The 16,192-nt window shown below is 70.4% G+C and carries 13 protein-coding genes; 6 read left to right on the top strand and 7 right to left on the bottom strand.

The window, feature by feature from the left end:
* Positions 1-78: 78 nt before the first annotated feature.
* Positions 79-2,607 (bottom strand): arylsulfatase, encoded by a 2,529-nt coding sequence (locus tag AC1MIR_RS03245; RefSeq protein ID WP_480026747.1) that lies wholly within the window; start codon positions 2,605-2,607, stop codon positions 79-81.
* Positions 2,608-2,743: 136 nt separating this feature from the next.
* Positions 2,744-3,865, bottom strand: a complete 1,122-nt coding sequence (locus tag AC1MIR_RS03240) for a helix-turn-helix domain-containing protein (protein ID WP_480026746.1) — start codon at positions 3,863-3,865, stop codon at positions 2,744-2,746.
* Between the two features lie 252 nt (positions 3,866-4,117).
* Here AC1MIR_RS03240 and AC1MIR_RS03235 point away from each other — a divergent pair, with 252 nt between their 5' ends.
* Positions 4,118-4,831 carry a porin family protein gene (locus AC1MIR_RS03235; RefSeq protein ID WP_480026745.1) on the top strand — a complete coding sequence of 238 codons (714 nt, stop codon included), beginning with the start codon at positions 4,118-4,120 and terminating at the stop codon, positions 4,829-4,831.
* Between the two features lie 40 nt (positions 4,832-4,871).
* Here the strand turns inward: AC1MIR_RS03235 and AC1MIR_RS03230 are convergent, their stop codons facing one another.
* The 5 genes from AC1MIR_RS03230 to AC1MIR_RS03210 form a co-directional block, all read right to left on the bottom strand.
* A complete protein-coding gene (locus tag AC1MIR_RS03230; protein WP_480026744.1) occupies positions 4,872-5,852 on the bottom strand; it encodes a hypothetical protein in 981 nt (326 codons plus the stop codon).
* Between the two features lie 118 nt (positions 5,853-5,970).
* The gene (gene pcaG / locus AC1MIR_RS03225; RefSeq protein ID WP_480026743.1) at positions 5,971-6,546 is read right to left on the bottom strand and encodes a protocatechuate 3,4-dioxygenase subunit alpha; all 576 of its coding nucleotides are present in this window, start codon (positions 6,544-6,546) and stop codon (positions 5,971-5,973) included.
* A 2-nt stretch (positions 6,547-6,548) separates the two neighbouring features.
* Complete coding sequence (locus AC1MIR_RS03220) at positions 6,549-7,235, bottom strand: dioxygenase family protein (protein WP_480026742.1); 687 nt, start codon at positions 7,233-7,235, stop codon at positions 6,549-6,551.
* Entirely contained in the window at positions 7,232-7,843 is a 612-nt protein-coding gene (locus tag AC1MIR_RS03215) for a fumarate hydratase C-terminal domain-containing protein (protein WP_480026741.1), read from the bottom strand. Before AC1MIR_RS03215 ends, AC1MIR_RS03220 begins: the two co-directional genes overlap by 4 nt.
* Before the next feature lie 71 nt (positions 7,844-7,914).
* Entirely contained in the window at positions 7,915-8,784 is an 870-nt protein-coding gene (locus tag AC1MIR_RS03210) for a fumarate hydratase (RefSeq protein WP_480026740.1), read from the bottom strand.
* 121 nt (positions 8,785-8,905) lie between these two features.
* On the opposite strand from AC1MIR_RS03210, the gene AC1MIR_RS03205 reads away from it, so the two are divergent.
* Genes AC1MIR_RS03205 through AC1MIR_RS03185 form a run of 5 tightly spaced genes read left to right on the top strand, consistent with a single transcriptional unit; the run spans position 8,906 to position 15,479 of the window.
* Positions 8,906-10,879, top strand: coding sequence for an ABC transporter substrate-binding protein (locus AC1MIR_RS03205; RefSeq protein WP_480026739.1), 1,974 nt, complete (start codon positions 8,906-8,908; stop codon positions 10,877-10,879).
* Positions 10,880-10,882: 3 nt separating this feature from the next.
* The gene (locus tag AC1MIR_RS03200) at positions 10,883-11,830 is read left to right on the top strand and encodes an ABC transporter permease (protein WP_480026738.1); all 948 of its coding nucleotides are present in this window, start codon (positions 10,883-10,885) and stop codon (positions 11,828-11,830) included.
* Positions 11,823-12,647 carry an ABC transporter permease gene (locus tag AC1MIR_RS03195; protein ID WP_480026737.1) on the top strand — a complete coding sequence of 275 codons (825 nt, stop codon included), beginning with the start codon at positions 11,823-11,825 and terminating at the stop codon, positions 12,645-12,647. The genes AC1MIR_RS03200 and AC1MIR_RS03195 overlap by 8 nt, the downstream gene beginning before the upstream one ends.
* Positions 12,644-14,272: a dipeptide ABC transporter ATP-binding protein gene (locus AC1MIR_RS03190; protein WP_480026736.1), complete on the top strand. Its 1,629-nt coding sequence runs from the start codon at positions 12,644-12,646 to the stop codon at positions 14,270-14,272. The genes AC1MIR_RS03195 and AC1MIR_RS03190 overlap by 4 nt, the downstream gene beginning before the upstream one ends.
* Positions 14,262-15,479 (top strand): M20 family metallopeptidase, encoded by a 1,218-nt coding sequence (locus tag AC1MIR_RS03185; protein ID WP_480026735.1) that lies wholly within the window; start codon positions 14,262-14,264, stop codon positions 15,477-15,479. Before AC1MIR_RS03190 ends, AC1MIR_RS03185 begins: the two co-directional genes overlap by 11 nt.
* The last annotated feature ends 713 nt before the right edge of the window (positions 15,480-16,192 follow it).

The following is a 16,192-nucleotide window of genomic DNA, read 5'->3' as shown; positions in this document are numbered from 1 at the left end:
GGCGCGCCGCCTCCCCGCCGCTCCGGCCGCGGCCCGGCGCCCCCCCCCCCCCCCCCCCCCCCCCCCCCAGGCCCGGCGTCAGCGCGCCGGCTGGCTGGCCGGTGCCGCGGCGCGTCCCGCGGCGCCGGCGCGTGCGGCCATCTCCTGCAGGAAGCCGGCGACCGATTCGGCGTTCACCGGGCTGTCGCCGAGGTCCACCGTGATGCGCCCGATCCGCCCGGTGAAGGCGAAGGGCACCTGGTAGTCGCCGTCATCCACCGGCGTGCCGGTGTCCATGCCGACGTCGAAGGTCTCGTCCCAGGCGAAGGTGAAGGGCACGGTGTGCGGCAGCGTGCGACGCGCGACTTCCTGCCCGTCCACCGTCAGCACGCCGGTGCCACCATGGCCGAAGGGGATCGGGCCCTGCGGGTTCAGCGTGAAGTCGAAGACGAGCGTGTGGCGCCCCGGCGGCAGCGCCTGCTGCCCTTCCCACTTCGCCCGCTCGAGGTCGAGCAGGTTCATGGTGAAGACCGGCCGGCCCTCCTTCAGGTAGAAGCCCCATCCGGCGAAGCGGCCACCCTGCGTGACCAGCACACCGTTCGCGCCGCCGGTCGGTACCTCGATCTCGGCGGTGATGCGGTACGACCGGTTGATGATCCCGGGCGCCGCGTTGGCCTGGGTGCAGCAGGACGGCCCGGTATAGACGAATTGCCGCCGCCCCGCCGCCGGCCCCGGCCGGGGCTGGATCATCCGCGTGAGGGTCGAGTTGTCGAGCGGGAAGACCTGGTTCTCCGTCGCCTGCATGATGAACAATTCGCGCATCGCCCGCAGCCGGTCGGGCTCACGCGCCGCAAGGTCATGCGCCTGCGACGGGTCCGCGCGCAGATCGAAAAGCTCCCAGCGCAGCCCGTTCATCACATCGGTCGGCCGCGGCGCCATGGATTCCCAGGGCGGCGCCGGCGGCACCGTGCTGGCGATCCAGCCATCATGGTAGATCGCATAGTTGCCGAGGATCTCGAAATACTGCGTGCGCCGCGTGGAGGGCGCATCCGCATTCTCGCGCGCGAAGCTGTAGGCCATGCTGGATCCGGCCATCGGCCGCTGGGTGATGCCGTTGACCGAGCGCGGCTGCGGGATGCCGGCGGCATCGAGGATCGTCGGTACGATGTCGTTGACATGGTGGAACTGATGGCGGATGCCGCCGCGGTCGGTGATGCGCGCCGGCCAGGACACCGCCATGCCGTTGCGCGTGCCGCCGAAGAAGGAGGCGACCTGCTTGGTCCAGCGATAGGGCGTGCCGAAGGCCCAGGTCCAGCCGACCGCCATGTGGTTGTAGGTCTGGTCGGTGCCCCACGCATCGTACCAGCGCATCTGCCGCTCCGCGTCCAGGAAGACGCCGTTGAAATACATCACCTCGTTCGGCGTGCCCGCGAGCGAGCCCTCCGCCGAGGAGCCGTTGTCGCCGCTGATGTAGATGATCAGCGTGTTATCGAGTTGGCCGAGCCGCTCGACCTCGGCGATCACGCGGCCGATCTCGTGGTCGGTGTAGGCGAGGTAGGCGGCGTAGACATTGGCCTGGCGGATGAAGAGCCGCTTCTCGACATCCGAGAGGCTGTCCCATCGCTGCAGGAAGTCGGGCCAGGGCGTCAGCTCTGCATTCGCCGGCAGCACGCCAAGGCGCTGCTGGTTGGCGAAGATGCGCTCGCGCAGCTTCTCCCAGCCCTCGTCGAAGAGGTGCATCGCCTCGATCCGCTGCACCCATTCGCGCGTCGGGTGGTGCGGCGCATGGGTGCCGCCGGGCGCGTAGTGGATGAACCAGGGACGGGTGGGCGCGATCTCGGTCTGCGTGCGGATATGGGTGATGGCGTCGTCGGCCATGGCGGTGGTGAGGTTCCACTCACCCGGCCTGGTGCCGAGATAGGGGTGGATCGGCGTGGTGTTGCGGAACAGGTTGCCGGGCTGCCACTGGCTCGTGTCGCCGCCGACGAAGCCGTAGAAATAGTCGAAGCCGAGACCGATGGGCCAGTTGGTGAAGGGGCCGGCCGCGGAGGCTTCCCAGGGCGGCACGTTGTGGTTCTTGCCGAACCAGGCGGTGGCGTAGCCGTTCTCCTGCAGGATCGCGCCGACCGTCGCGGTCTCCCGCGGGATGATCGAGTTGTAGCCGGGATAGCCGGTGGACAGCTCGCTGATGTTGCCGAAGCCGACCTGGTGGTGGTTGTGCCCGGTCAGCAGCGCGGCGCGGGTGGGCGAACAGAGCGCGGTGGTGTGGAAGGTGGTGTAGCGCAGCCCCGCCTGCGCCACGCGGTCGAGCGTTGGCGTCGGGATCACGCCGCCGAAGGTGGAGGGCGCCGCATAGCCGACATCGTCAGTCAGGATCAGCAATACGTTGGGCGCGCGCGCGGGCGGCATGACCTGCGGCGGCCAGGCGGGCTGGCTGTCCACGGCATTCGGCATGATGGTGCCGGTGAAGGGCGGTGTCGGGGCCGGCAGTTGCAGCCCTTGCGGCGTGATGACCGCGCTCGGCGTTCCTGGCGTTCCCCGCACCACCTGGGCGGAAGCGGGACCGCCCAGGGCGATCGTCGCGGCTGCCGAGAGCAGCGCGGCACGCCTCAGACCTGCGAACAGCACCATCGATCCTCCAACCCTGCCGAACAGCCGGCGACGAAAGCGTCCGCGATCCGACGCCGGGGGACCGATCATAGTGGGCGGCAGCGGCGGATGGCGGCCCTCGACTATCCGCGATGGGCAAATCGGCGGGGAAGTTTCATGCGACCTTGCGCACGGCTTCGTGTTCCCGGACGCCGCGGCGCGGCTCCGCGGTCAGCGTCAGGGACGGCGACTCGCCGAACAGGCGGCGATAATCCCGCGCGAAGTGACCGAGGTGCCAGAAGCCATGCGACAGCGCCACGGACTTCACAAGCGCGGGCCGGTCGGCCGCCGCGCGCAGGGTGCGCCGCACCAGCAGCAGCCGGCGCAGCTTCAGATAGACCTGCGGGCCGGCGCCGGTGACGGCCACGAAGGCGTCGTGCAGCTTCCTGAGCGAGATGCCGAGCGCGGCGCAGAGCTGCTCGCGGTACACCGGCCGTTCGATATGCGACTGGAGGTAGTCCTCGGCCATGCGGACCACGCGATGCGCCTCCGCCGCCGCGCGCGGCTGCGGCAGCAGCACCGCGCCCGTGGTCATCGCATCGAGCATGGCGTCCGCCAGGGACTGGCCGAGACTCTCGCAGCACGCGGGATCGCGCAGCGCCTCCGGTGGGTCCTCGGCAAGACGGGCGGCCACCGAGAGTATCCGCAGCAGATGCGCATTTGCCGCTTCGGGCAGGCCCAGGACGGCTGCCTGCCCGGCAGTGCAAATCGCCGGCTCGGCCAGTTCCAGCCATGTCTCGAGGCGATCGGTTTGTACCGCGAGCGCCGCCCAGGACACCGGGCTTGTGGAGGTCGCCCGGAACTCCACCCCGCCGGTCAGCAGGAAGGCCCCGCCAGCGTTCACCTCCGACCCGTTCATCCGCGCCGGGCCGGCCGTGTAGTGGAGCGGCACGAGCAGCGCGCTCAGCCCCGCATGCAGGGCGCCACGCATCGTATGCTGCGTGCAGTCGGCCTGCTGGACGAGCATGTCCGAGACGCGCAGCAGGCGGTGCCGCGCGGCGAAGCGCGTTCCGGGCAGCGGCACGAACTCGAACTCGCCGCCTGCCAGAGCAGCGGCGTATTCATCCGGCTCGGTCGTGCTGCGCACAACCGCATCGGCCGCCGCATCATGCAGAAAACCCAAACGCCGAGACCTCCAGACGCTGAATGGCCGAGCGCAATCGCATGCACGAAGCGCAATATAGAACGGCCGAAAGGGAGCGCCCCCATAAGGCACCGCCCTCGGGCGCCATTGCAACCTTCATCCGATTGCGCCGCACGGCGCCTCGCGAGGCGCTTCGCCCGAAACGGATAGCGCATCCCGCTGCCGGTCGTGCGAAGCTGCCCTAAGTGTGATCGCGATCGCGGCGACGTTCAGGGATGGGCGCCGCATCGGCTGGCGCGGGGTGGGATCATGGCCGAACGGCGTGCTGGACGAGCGAAGGACCACAGCCTGGCGAGGCTGGCCAGGGCGCCAGGCGCGGCCTGCCTGCTCCTGGCCGGCATGGCCATGGCGGCGCCGCAGGCGGTCGCGCAGGCACCCGCCGAGGAATGGCGGTTCTCCCTCACCCCCTATGTCTGGTTCGCCGGGGTGAGCGGCGACGTCACGCTGCCGCGTGGCGGCACCCGCGATTTCAGCGCCGATTTCGGTGACATCTTCGACACGCTGAAATTCGCCGCCATGGCGACGGCGGAAGCCCGCCGCGACCGCTTCGGCATCCTGGTGGACTTCCTCTACCTGGAGACGGAGGAAGGCTTCAACACGCCCCGCAGCATCGCCGTGCGCGGGGGCGATACCCGGATGACCACCACCGAGGCCTCGGTGGTCGGCCTGTTCCGCGCCGTGGAGGAGCCGGGCTACTGGCTCGATGTCGGCGCCGGCCTGCGGGCCTGGTGGCTGGACACGCGGATCAGCGCCAATCAGGGCCTGCTCGCCGGCCGCTCCGCCAGCACCTCGTCCAACTGGGTGGATCCGCTGGTCGCCGCGCGCGGCCAGGTGCGGCTGAGCGAGAGCTTCTCGCTCACCGCCTATGGCGATGTCGGCGGCTTCGACACCGGCTCGAAGCTCACCTGGCAGGCGATCGGCTCGCTCGATTGGCGGATCACCCCGGCCATCGTGGCCCGCGCCGGCTGGCGCTACATCGCGATCGACCGGAACAGGACCGATGCGGAGGTGGATGTCGCGATGAGCGGGCCCTTCCTCGGCGTGACCTTCCGCTTCTGAAAGGCCGCTGGAAAAGGCCCGCGGACGCGATCCGTCCGCTTCAGAAGCTCATCCCGATGCCGATCGAATAGCCGGTGATGTTGTCGTCGGCGAAGAGGTAGCGCGCCACCAGCCGGACCCGGTTGAGGTAGATGCCGGCGGCGCCAAGCTCGAAGCGCCCGGTGTCCAGCTCGATTCCGCCGCCGACCTTCGCGGCCCAGGCGAAGCCGAGCGCGCGTTCCTGGTCACCGAAATAGCGGCTGGCATTGCCTTCCAGCACCCAGCGCACCGGGCGGCCGAAGGCCTCGAGGCCGGTCGGCCAGCGGTAGCGGGCCCAGAGGCTCAGCGTCTGCGCGGTGGCATCGCCGGCGAACATCTCGGGCGTGTCGCCGAAGGTCTGCAGTTGCAGATGCGTGTAGCGCAGTTCCATGTCGATATCGCGCGCCGGCCGGTAGTCGTAGTACGCCAGCATCAGCGCCCCGCCGACGCCGAAGATGTTCATGTGCCGATCGGTCAGGAACGATATGTCGCGGTCGGTGCGGAAGTTGATGAAGCTGCCCAAAAGGGAGGCATCGCCGACGGCATATCCGGCGGCGACGTTCACGATGGGGCGCAGCCAAAGGTTCTCGACAAGCGGGATGTCATAACCGAGGCCCAGCGTCATCGCCACGTTGTTCCAGCGCAGCGGCGTCGCGCGCGCGCTCTCGAAGCCGCTGAAAACGGCTCGCGGGTCGTAGCGCGCATAGCCGATGTAGCCCTCCATCCACAGCGGGAAGGATTCGCTCAGCGTGAAGCCGAAACCGAGCTGGCCCAGGGTCAGCGTGTTGTCGCCGAGCCCGGAGCGCGAAGCCTCGGAGCGATTCACCTGGATGGCGTTGGCGGAGCCGTCCGGGATCATGTTGTAGCCCATAAGACCGAGAACGCCGCCGCGGCGCGTGGCGATGGCGTCGCGCCGTGCCTCCAGCCGATCGGCAATCTCGTCCCGGATGCCTTCCAGCAGGCCGCCCTGCGCCAGAGCCGGGGCCGGGGCGAGCAGCGGCACCGCGAGCAGGATCGGTCGCGCCCAAGCCGCGCGGTACAGGAAGGACACTGGGCGCCCCCGAGAACAAGCCGGTCACGCCCGCACATTGTCCGTGGCGCGCCCCGAATGCAACTTCCGGCTACACCGCGAAGAAGGGCGTCTCCGCCTTTCCCCGCAGGCGGATGTCGAAGCGGAACGCACGCAGCCCGTCCGCCTCGCCATCCGCCGCGGCCAGCAGCAACGCGCGGCGGTCCGAGGGCACCAGCGCCAGCACGGGATCGCCTTCCTGCTCCGCGGCGAAGCCCGGGAAGAACACGGTGGTCAGCACCCGGCGCATCAGCCCGCTGCCGAGCACGGTGAGGTTCGCATGCGGCGCACGCGGCCCGAGCGCATCCGCGAAGGCGCCGGGCAGCACCGTGCGGAAGGCGTAGCGCCCCTCGTCATCGGTGCGCGTGCGGCCCCAGCCCAGGAAGTCCGGATCCGCCCCGGCATCCAGCGCGGCGAAGCGGCCTGACGCATCGGCCTGCCAGAGTTCCAGCACCGCGTTGACGCACGCCAGCCCGTCCTGCCGCGTGACGCGTCCGCGCAGCAGGACCGTCTCCCCGCGCCGCGTCGGAGCTGCATCCGCCGAGACGCGCGTGAGGTCGTGGTCGGCCGGGCCGAAGAAATCCGCCGGGAAGAACGGGCCGATGGTCTGTTGGGAGGTCGGGACCATCGTCAGCCCTCCGGCGTCGCATGGCGGCCGCGCAGCACGATGTCGTGCGTGAAGCCGAGGAACAGGTCGCCGACCGAAGCCGGCGGCAGGAAGCGCGCGATCATGCGCGACCGCGCGGCCGGGTCGGGGATCGCGTTCAGGATGCGGTCGAGCGCGTTCAGCGACTCGCCGGGGAAATACATCTGCGTCACCAGCCGCGCGAGGCAGGACGGGCCGTGCACCGAGAAATGCAGGTGCGGCGGGCGCCACCAGGTCTCCTCCACCGGCACCGCATAGGCGCCGGGCTTGATCGTGGTGAAGGCATAGCGCCCATCCGCGTCGGTCAGCGCGCGCCCATGGCCCAAGAAGTTCGGATCGAGCGGCGCGGCGCTGCCGTCATTCGCGTGCGCATAGCGCCCCGCGGCATTGGCCTGCCAGAGCTCCACAACGGCACCGGCGACCGGCCGGCCGTCCTCGTCCAGGATGCGACCACCGATCCGCATGAGCTGGCCGATCGCCGGCCGGCCGGGCGTGGCCTCGGCAAGGTTCACCGCACCCGGCACGAGCTTGCGGTGCAGCGCGACGAGGCCCGCCATCTCCGCGCGGCCCGCCGGTCGGGGCAGCAGCGGCTGCGCCGGGGTGTGCGTCCAGGTGTTCGGATAGCCGGGAACCGGCACCTCGGGCTCGATGCCGTCGGGCAGCGCGGTCATGCGGAGGCTCCTTTCCGGTCGCGCTCCAGCTGCGCGATGATTTCGGGCATGCGCGCCGCGGCGCCGGCCTGCAGGCTGTCGAACAGGCTGTTGCCATGGGCGTCGATGCCGACCGTGAGCGGGCCGAGCCCCTCCACCGCCAGGCGCACCAGGCGGTAATGCGCGACCAGGTCGTTCCACGCCACGGCGCGCACCGCGCGGATCGCCGCGGTGTGCAGCGGCGCGCCGCCGCCGAGGAAGGACAGATAGACGCAGCCCACTTCTTGCATCGCCGCGGCGCAGGCCGCGTCGAGCCCGCCCTTCCCGCCCACCGCGGTCAGCCCGTAGTGGCGGATCAGCCGCGGCATCAGCGCGTTGAAGCGCGTGCTGGTGGTGGGGTTCATGTAGAGCACCTCCAGCCCGCCATCCGCCGTGTCGCGGCTGTAGGAGCCGAGATGCAGCAGCGAGCCGCCCTGGAGCACGATCGGCGGCGCCGCGTTGCGATCGGCGCAGTCCAGCAGGCGGTGATGCGTCGGCAGGCCGGCGGTGATGACGATCTCGCCATCCACCAGGATCATGTCGCCGGCACGCAGGCTTCGCGCATCCTCGCGCGTCATCGGGAAGCGCATCCTTCGCATCCGATTCAGGCCTCCGGTGCTCGTCGCCTCCGGCGCCTCCGCCCTTCGGTCATCGGAAGCGCTCATTCAAACCGCTCCACGCTGCCATCGGCATGCAGTCGCGCGCGGGTGCGGCGGTTGATCCAGCAGTTGAAGCAGACCGCGACCGGCGTGTAGCCATGCCCCGAGGCGTAATCCACATGCACCGCCAGCGCCGTGGTGTCGCCGCCGGTGCCCATCGGACCGAAGCCCGTGGCGTTCACCGCGCGCAGCAGCCGCTCCTCCATCGCCGCGAGCACCGGCTCGGCATTGGCGCTGCCGACCGGGCGCATCGTCGCCTTGCTCGCGATCTTCGCCGCCACGTCGAAGCTGCCGCCGATGCCGACGCCGATGATCACCGGCGGGCAATGCTGCGATCCTGCCTGCAGCACCACCTTCATCACGTATTCCTCGATCTGCGCGAGCGTCGGGAAGGAGAAGGTCTCGAGCGCCGCCCAGCGGCCCGAGCCGAGCGCCTTGGGCTGGCACAGGATCTCCACCCAATCCGCGCCGCCCGCGACATCCCAGGTGATCAGCGGCATGTCCTTGCCCTTGTAGCCGCGCTCATTCGTCAGCGGGTTCGTCACATGCTTGAGCAGCGGCGGGCTGATGGTGGCCACCAACTCGTCGAAGCCGTCGCCGATCGCCTGCCGGATGTCGCCCTCGAGGCGCGCCGCGGTGCCGATCGTGACGTGATAGACCGGCACGCCGGCATCCGAGCAGACGAAGCGCTCCTCCTGTTCGGCGCGCCGTGCGCTGCCGAGCATCATGCGCAGGACCTGGCGCGCGCCCTCATGCGTCTCGCGCGCCAGCGCCGTCTCCAGGCCGGCCTTGGTGTCCTCCGGCACCTTGCGCAGCGACCAGTCGTAGAGCCGGGCCGAGAGATCCTTCACCGCCGCATAGGTGATCGGCATGCACGCGCTTCCTCCCGGGTGGCGGGGCAGATGGCGGGAGTTTAGGGCTGGACCATGCGGCGGAAAAGAGCTTAAGTCATAAAGCTGACCTTTAGGCTGAAGGGGAGGTTGCGCGGGGCGCATGATGAAGCTGCACTGGTCGCCGCGCTCGCCCTTCGTGCGCAAGGTCATGGTCGCCGCGCATGAGCTGGGGCTGGCCGACCGCATCCGCACCGTGCGCACCGTCGTCGCCATGCGCCGGCCGGCGCGCGAGCTGCTGCCGGAGAACCCGCTCGGCAAGATCCCGACCCTGGTGCTGGAGGACGGCACCGTGCTCTACGAAAGCCAGGTCATCATCGAGTATCTCGACAATCTGGCGGGCGGGGGCAGGCTGATCCCGGCCGGCGGCGCGGCGCGCTGGCAGGAATTGCGGCGGCACGCGCTGCTGGATGGCTTCCTCGACCTGCTGATCCTCTGGCGGAACGAGCGCGATCGGCCGCAGCCGCTGGCGGAGCTGATCGAGGCCTTCGCGCTCAAGACCGATGCCGTGCTTCCGGCGATCGAGGCGGAGATCGAGGCGATCGCCGCCGGCCCCGTCGGGCTGGCGCAGATCACCGCCGCGGGGGGGGGGGGCGGGGCCGGGGGGGGGCGGCGCCGCGGCGGCACGCTTCGCCTCAGCGTGGACCAGGCCGTGGCGAAGCTGAACCCGCTGCTGGTGCGCGTGAACCCGGAATACATGGTGGCGGAGCTGCTCTACAGCGGCCTCACGCGCCTTTCGACCGACATGACGCCGGAACCGGACCTGGCGGAGAGCTGGTCCTCCAGCGACGATCTCGTCACCTGGACCTTCGTGCTGCGCCCCGGCCTGACCTTTCACGACGGTTCGGCCTGCACCTCTGCCGATGTCGTCGCCTCCTTCGAGGCGATGCTCGACCCGGCCACCGCCTCTCCGGCGCGCAACAACATCGGCCCGATTGCGCGCGTGACCGCGACCGACGCGCGCACTGTCGTCTTCACGCTGCGCGGCTCCTATGCGGACCTGCCGGTCATGCTGGCCTACACCAATGCGCGCATCGTGCCGGCCGCACTGACCAAGGCGCCGGCGATGGCGAGGCTGGACCGCGAGGCGGTCGGCACGGGCCCGTTCCGCCTCGTCTCCTTCGAGCCGGAGCGGCAGGTCGTCGTGGAGCGGAACCCGGCCTATTACGACCGGCAGCGCCCCTTCCTCGACCGGGTGGAGGTGGTGGTGTATCCGGACCCGACCGCGGAGGGCTCCGCGCTCGCCTCCGGCAGCACCGACGTGATGATGACGGTGCTGCCGACGGAGTATGCGCGGCTGCAGCGCGCGAGCGGCGTGAAGGTGCTGCGCACCCCATCCGGCCAGTTCTGCAATGTGAACCTCGGCTGCGACAGCGCGCCCTTCAACGACATCCGGGTCCGCCAGGCGCTCGCGCTCACCGTGGACCGCGCCGCGATGGTGGATTTCGTCGCCGAGGGCTACGGCACGCCTGGCAACGACACGCCGCTCAACGGCGCCTACACCTATCATCGTGACCTGCCGCTCAAGCGGCCCGACATCGCGGCGGCGCGGCGGCTGATGGCCGAGGCCGGACACGCCAACGGGCTGCGCGCGACGATCATCGCCTCCGAACGGCCGGCCGTGCGCACGCAGCTCGCGGTCGCCTTGCGCGAGATGGCGCGGCCGGCCGGATTCGAGATCGAGGTGCAGACCATGCCGCACGCCACCTATCTCGAGCAGGTCTGGCGCAAGGGCAGCTTCTACATCGGCTTCTACAACATGCAGCCGACCGCCGACGGCATCTTCTCGCTGCTCTACACCTCCAACGCGGCCTGGAACGAGACACGCTGGAACAACCAGGCTTTCGACCGCCTGGTCGAGACCGCACGCCGCACCGCCGACCAGGCGCGCCGGCGCGACTTGTACGGCGAGGCCCAGGCGATGATGCACCGGGAGGTTCCCTCCATCATCCCGGTCTTCTTCGACCTGCTGGCGGCGCATCGCGGCTACGTCCAGAACTACCGGCTGCATCCGCGTGGCGCGGTGTTCCGGATCGACCATGTCTGGCTGGGCGAGGGCGCGCCGCGGCGGGGCTGAGCCGTGTCGGCGCGCTACCTGCTCCGCCGCACCGGGCTGATCTTCTACACGCTGCTCGTCGTGTCGCTTCTGGTCTTCGGCATCACCCAGGTGCTGCCGGCGGATGCGGCCGTGATGTTGATGGGCGAGAACGCGACGCCCGAGCAGCTCGCGGCGCTGCGCGAGCGCCTCGGGCTCGGCGATCCGGTCTGGACGCAATATCTGCGCTGGCTGGGCGGTGTGCTGTCGGGCGATTTCGGCATCTCGATGCGCACCGGCCTCCCGGTGCTGCCGCAAGTGCTGGAGGCGCTGTCGCGTTCCCTGCTGCTGGCGGCGCTCTCGATCGGGCTGATGCTGCTGGTCGCGCTGCCGCTCGGCGTGATCGCGGCGGTGCGCCGCGGCGGCGTGGGTGACGTCGCGCTCGGTCTCTTCTCCTACATCGGCGTGTCGCTGCCGGAATTCGTCACCGCGACGGTCGCCATCATGGTCTTCGCCGATCTGCTCGGCTGGCTGCCGGCGACGGGCTACGTGCCGCTGGCAGAGGACCCGCTGCGCGCCCTGCAGCACCTGGCGCTGCCGGTCGTCACCATCTCGCTGATCCTTGTCGCGCATGTCTCGCGCATGGTGCGCTCGGAGCTCGTGGACGTGCTGCACACCGACTATGTGCGCGCCGCGCGCCTCAAGGGCCTGCCGGAGCGGCTGGTGCTGCGCCGGCATGCGCTGCGCAACGCGCTGCTGCCGACCATCACCATCGTCGCGCTGGATGTCGGCTATGTGCTCGGCGGCATCATCGTGGTGGAGGAGATCTTCGCCATCCCGGGCATCGGGCGGACGCTGATCGTGGCGGTGCAGAACCGCGACCTGCCGATGATCCAGGCCGGCGCTCTGGTGATGGCCACGACCTATTGCGTGATGAATTTCCTGGCCGATCTCGGCTACGCCGCGCTCGACAAGCGGATCCAGTATGCCTGAGCTGCTGCGCCGCCTGCTCCGCTCGCCGCAGGGCTGCATCGGCGTGGTGCTGGTCGCGCTCGTGCTGGTGCTGGCGATCGCCGGGCCCTCGCTCGCGCCGCACAGCCCGGAGGCGTTGAGCCCGCTCAGGCGCTACCGCCCGCCGGGGCCGGAGTTCTGGTTGGGCACGGACCAGCTCGGGCGCGACATATTGAGCCGGCTGCTGGCGGGCGCGCGCGCGACAGTGCTGCTGGCGCTGCTCGCGACCTTGCTCGGCAGCCTGGCGGGCGCGCTGATCGGCACGGCCTCGGCCTTCCTCGGCGGGCGCGTGGACGAGGCGGTGATGCGCACCGTGGATGCGGTGATGGCGCTGCCCTCGCTGCTGCTGGCGCTGCTGATCGTCTCGGTGCTCGGGCGCGGGGCGGAGAATGCGGTGCTCGCCATCGCCATCGCCTTCACACCGGGGATGGCGCGCATCACGCGTTCCGTCGCGCTGGCGGTGCGGCGGCAGGACTACGTCAACGCCGCCGTCGCGCGCGGCGAGGGCGCGGGCTACATCGTGCTGCGCGAGATGCTGCCCAACGTGGTGGCGCCGATCATCGTCGAGATGAGCATCCGCGTCGCCTTCGCGGTGATGCTCTTCGCGACGCTCTCCTTCCTCGGCCTGGGCGCGCAGCCGCCGGCCTCGGAATGGGGGCTGATGGTGAGCGAGGCGCGGCGCTTCATGCATCTCAGCCCCTGGATGATCGTCTGGCCCTCGGTCGCGATCGCGCTGGTGGCGATCGGCTTCAACCTGCTCGGCGACGGGCTGCGCGACGCGCTGAATCCGCGCACATGAGCGCCGTGTTGGACATCGCGCGCTACACGCTGGATTACGCGACGCCGCACGGCGATTTCCGCGCGCTGGACGACATCTCGCTCTCGGTTGGCCGCGGCGAGGTGGTGGGCCTGGTGGGTGAATCCGGCTCGGGCAAGACCTCGCTCGCCTGGGCGATCATGCGCTACCTGGCGCCGAATGCGATCGAGCGCGCGGGCACGCTGCGTCTCTCGGGACTCGACCTTCAGGGCCTGGCGAAGCGCGAGCTGACGGCGATCCGCGGCGCGCGCATCGGCATGGTGTTCCAGGACCCCTCCACCTCGCTCAACCCGACGCTGACGCTCGGGCGGCAGATCACCGAGGCGTTGGAGCAGCATCGCGGCCTCTCGCCTTCCGCGGCGCGGGCGGAGGCGGAGGCGATGTTCGGCCGCGTCGGGCTGCGCGACCCCACGGGGATGATGCGGCGCTACCCGCACGAGGCCTCGGGCGGGGAGAAGCAGCGCGTGGTGATCGCCACCGCCTTCGCCTGCCGCCCCGAATGCATCCTGTTCGACGAGCCGACCACCGCGCTCGACGTCGTCACGGCGCGGCAGATCCTCGACCTCTTCGCCGAGCTGCAGCGGGAGACGGGTGTCGCCTCGCTCTACATCTCGCATGACCTTGCGATCGTCTCCGGCCTGGCGCAGCGCGTCGCGGTGATCCAGCGCGGGCGCATTGTGGAGCAGGGCGCGACGCAGGCGGTCTTCGGCGCGCCGCTGCACGCCTATACGCGCACGCTGCTCGCCGCCGTGCCGCGGCCGGAGGAGCGGCTTGCCACGACAACGCCTGAAGCGGGCGCGCCGCTCGTCGAGGCCGAGAAGGTCACGGTGCGCTATGGCCGGCCATCGCTGCTCGACGGGCTTTTCGGCCGAAAGGCACGCGGCGTGGTCGGCGCCGCCGAGGTGTCGCTCACGGTGCGGCCCGGCGAGATCCTCGGCGTGGTCGGCGAGTCCGGCTCGGGCAAGTCCACCATGGCGCGCGCGTTGACCGGGCTCGCGTCGTTCGAGGGCGCGCTGCGCTTCGACGGCGCGCCGATCGCCGGCGCGGGCGAGATGGGGCGGGAGTATCGGCGCCAGGTGCAGATCGTGTTCCAGCATCCCGACAGCTCGCTCAATCCGCGCCAGCGCGTGCGCGAGATCCTGTCGCGGCCGCTGCGTCTCTACGGGTCCGATGGCGGGCGGATCGAGGATTCGATGCGCGCGCTGCTCGAATCCGTGCGACTGCCGGGCGACTTCGCCGATCGCTACCCGCATCAGCTTTCGGGCGGCGAGAAACAGCGCGTCGCCATCGCGCGCGCCTTCGCGCCACGGCCGCGCCTCGTGATCTGCGACGAGGTGACGTCCTCGCTCGACGTCTCGGTGCAGGCTGCTGTGGTGCGGCTGCTGATGGAGCTGCAGCGGGAGACCGCAGCGGCCTATCTCTTCATCTCGCACGACATCAACCTGGTCCGGCAGATCGCGCACCGGATCGTGGTGATGCAGGCGGGCCGGCTGGTCGAGACCATCGAAGCCGAGGTTCTCGCTGCGCGCGGCCCGAGCCATCCCTACACCGCCCAACTCATCGCCGCCGTGCCGCGGCTGAACACGGGAGCGCCACATGTCCCCTGAGGAGCTGATCCGCCGCGTGGACGAACGGGCTTGCCTCGACTTCCTGTCGCGCATGGTGCGCCACGCCAGCCATTCGCAGACGCCGGGCGAGCGCAAGCTCGCGGAGTTCATGGCCGAGAGCATGCGCGGCATGGGCCTCGAGGCCGAGCTTGCGCCGGTCGAGGGCGAGCGCGTGAACGCGATCGGGCGCTGGCGCGGCACCGGCGGCGGCAAGAGCCTGCTGTTCAACGGCCATGTGGACACCAACCCGGTGACCGAGGGCTGGACCGTCGATCCCTATGCCGGGCTGGTGGATGATCGCTTCATCTATGGCATCGGCGTCTCCAACATGAAGGCAGGCGACGCGGCCTATTACTGCGCGGTGAGGACGCTGAAGGAGGCGGGCGTCCGGCTGAGGGGCGACGTGATCCTGACCTTCGTCGTCGGCGAGCTGCAGGGCGGCGTCGGCACGCTGGCGATGATCCGCCAGGGGTTGCGCGCGGACTACTTCATCAACGCCGAGCCGACGGACCTGCAGGCGCTGACCATGCATGCCGCGGCCTTCACCTTCATCATCGAGCTGACCGGCATCACCCGCCATCTGTCGAAGCGGGAGGAGGCGGTGGATGCGATCATGGCCGCCTGCGACGTCATCCCGCGCCTCAACGCCATGACCTTCTCCGGCGCGCCGAGCGAGGAACACCGTTCGATCAACCGCTGCCATGTCGGCGTGGTGCATGGCGCGCTCGGCAAGGAGCTGGCGGAATGGCGGCCGCCGCAGGTGGCGGACTACGTGAGGCTCAAGGGCTCCTGTCGCTACGCGCCGGGCCAGACCGAGGCGGCGGTGCTGGCTGACATGCGCGCGGTGCTCGACGATCTCGAGCGCCGCTTCCCAGGGCTCAAGGCGGTGCTGACGCCGGAGCACCAGCTTGGACGACCGATGATGCCGACCTTCGAGGTGAGCAAGGACAGCCCGATCGTCCGCGCGGTGAACCGCGCCTACCGCACCGTGCGCGGCGCGGAGCAGCCGACCGGCGCGATCCGCCCGCCCGGCTATTACGGCACGGATGCCGCGCATCTGCAGTATGCGGCGGGGATGGAGGGCATCGTCTGCGGCCCCGGCGGCCGCTACAACACGATGCCGGACGAGCGCGTGGATACCCCGGATTTCCTCGACATGATCCGCATCTACATGCTGGCGATGCTGGAGATCTGCGAGCTCGCCTAGGTCCGTGGTCCCAGGGTTGGGCGGTGCAGTCCCTTCGCAGCCATGGAAGGACGCGCTGTCGGCCAGGTTCTGCACGGGAGCGCCCGCACGACAGAGGCGGCCCGTTGCGCGATCCGGCATGGTCCAGCGAGCCTGAGGGACCTGGCACGGCGCTACGGGGTGAAGCCCAAGACTGTCGCCAAGTGGCGCAACCGCTCCTCCGTGACCGACCAGCCCACAGATCCGAAGGCCCGTCGCCCAAATATCCTGTCGGCAGAGCAGGACGCCATCATGATGGCATTCCGCCGTCACAGGCTGCGGCGGCTGAACGAGTGCCTCTACGCCTTGCGGGCGACGATTCCCCGACGCGCAGCGCAGTGCCGTCCGGCAGCACGGTCTCAAGGCGGCCGTTGCGTTCGATCGCCGGATCGCCGTCCGTTCCGGCAAGATGCACGCCGGCGTGATGGCGGGCGTCACCTCCGCCGACAGAGCGCCCGATCGGACCTGCCTGCGCCAAGGCCACAGCACACGTCGGCTCGCCTCACGCCCCCGGCCTGTCCGCCTCGGCGACGATCCGCAGTTCATCCTCGACACGCGATCGGCACCGAAGGACAATGTCCCGTCGCTGCCGCCGGACTACATGCCCGGTGGACCCCGGCCGGGGGGGGGGGGGCGGGGGGGGCCCGCGGGGGCGGGCCGGGCGGGGCGGCCCGGGGGGGGGCACGCGCGGGCGG

Source organism: Falsiroseomonas sp. RANM36, assembly GCF_056682175.1.
This window is presented reverse-complemented; position numbering and strand designations above follow the sequence as displayed.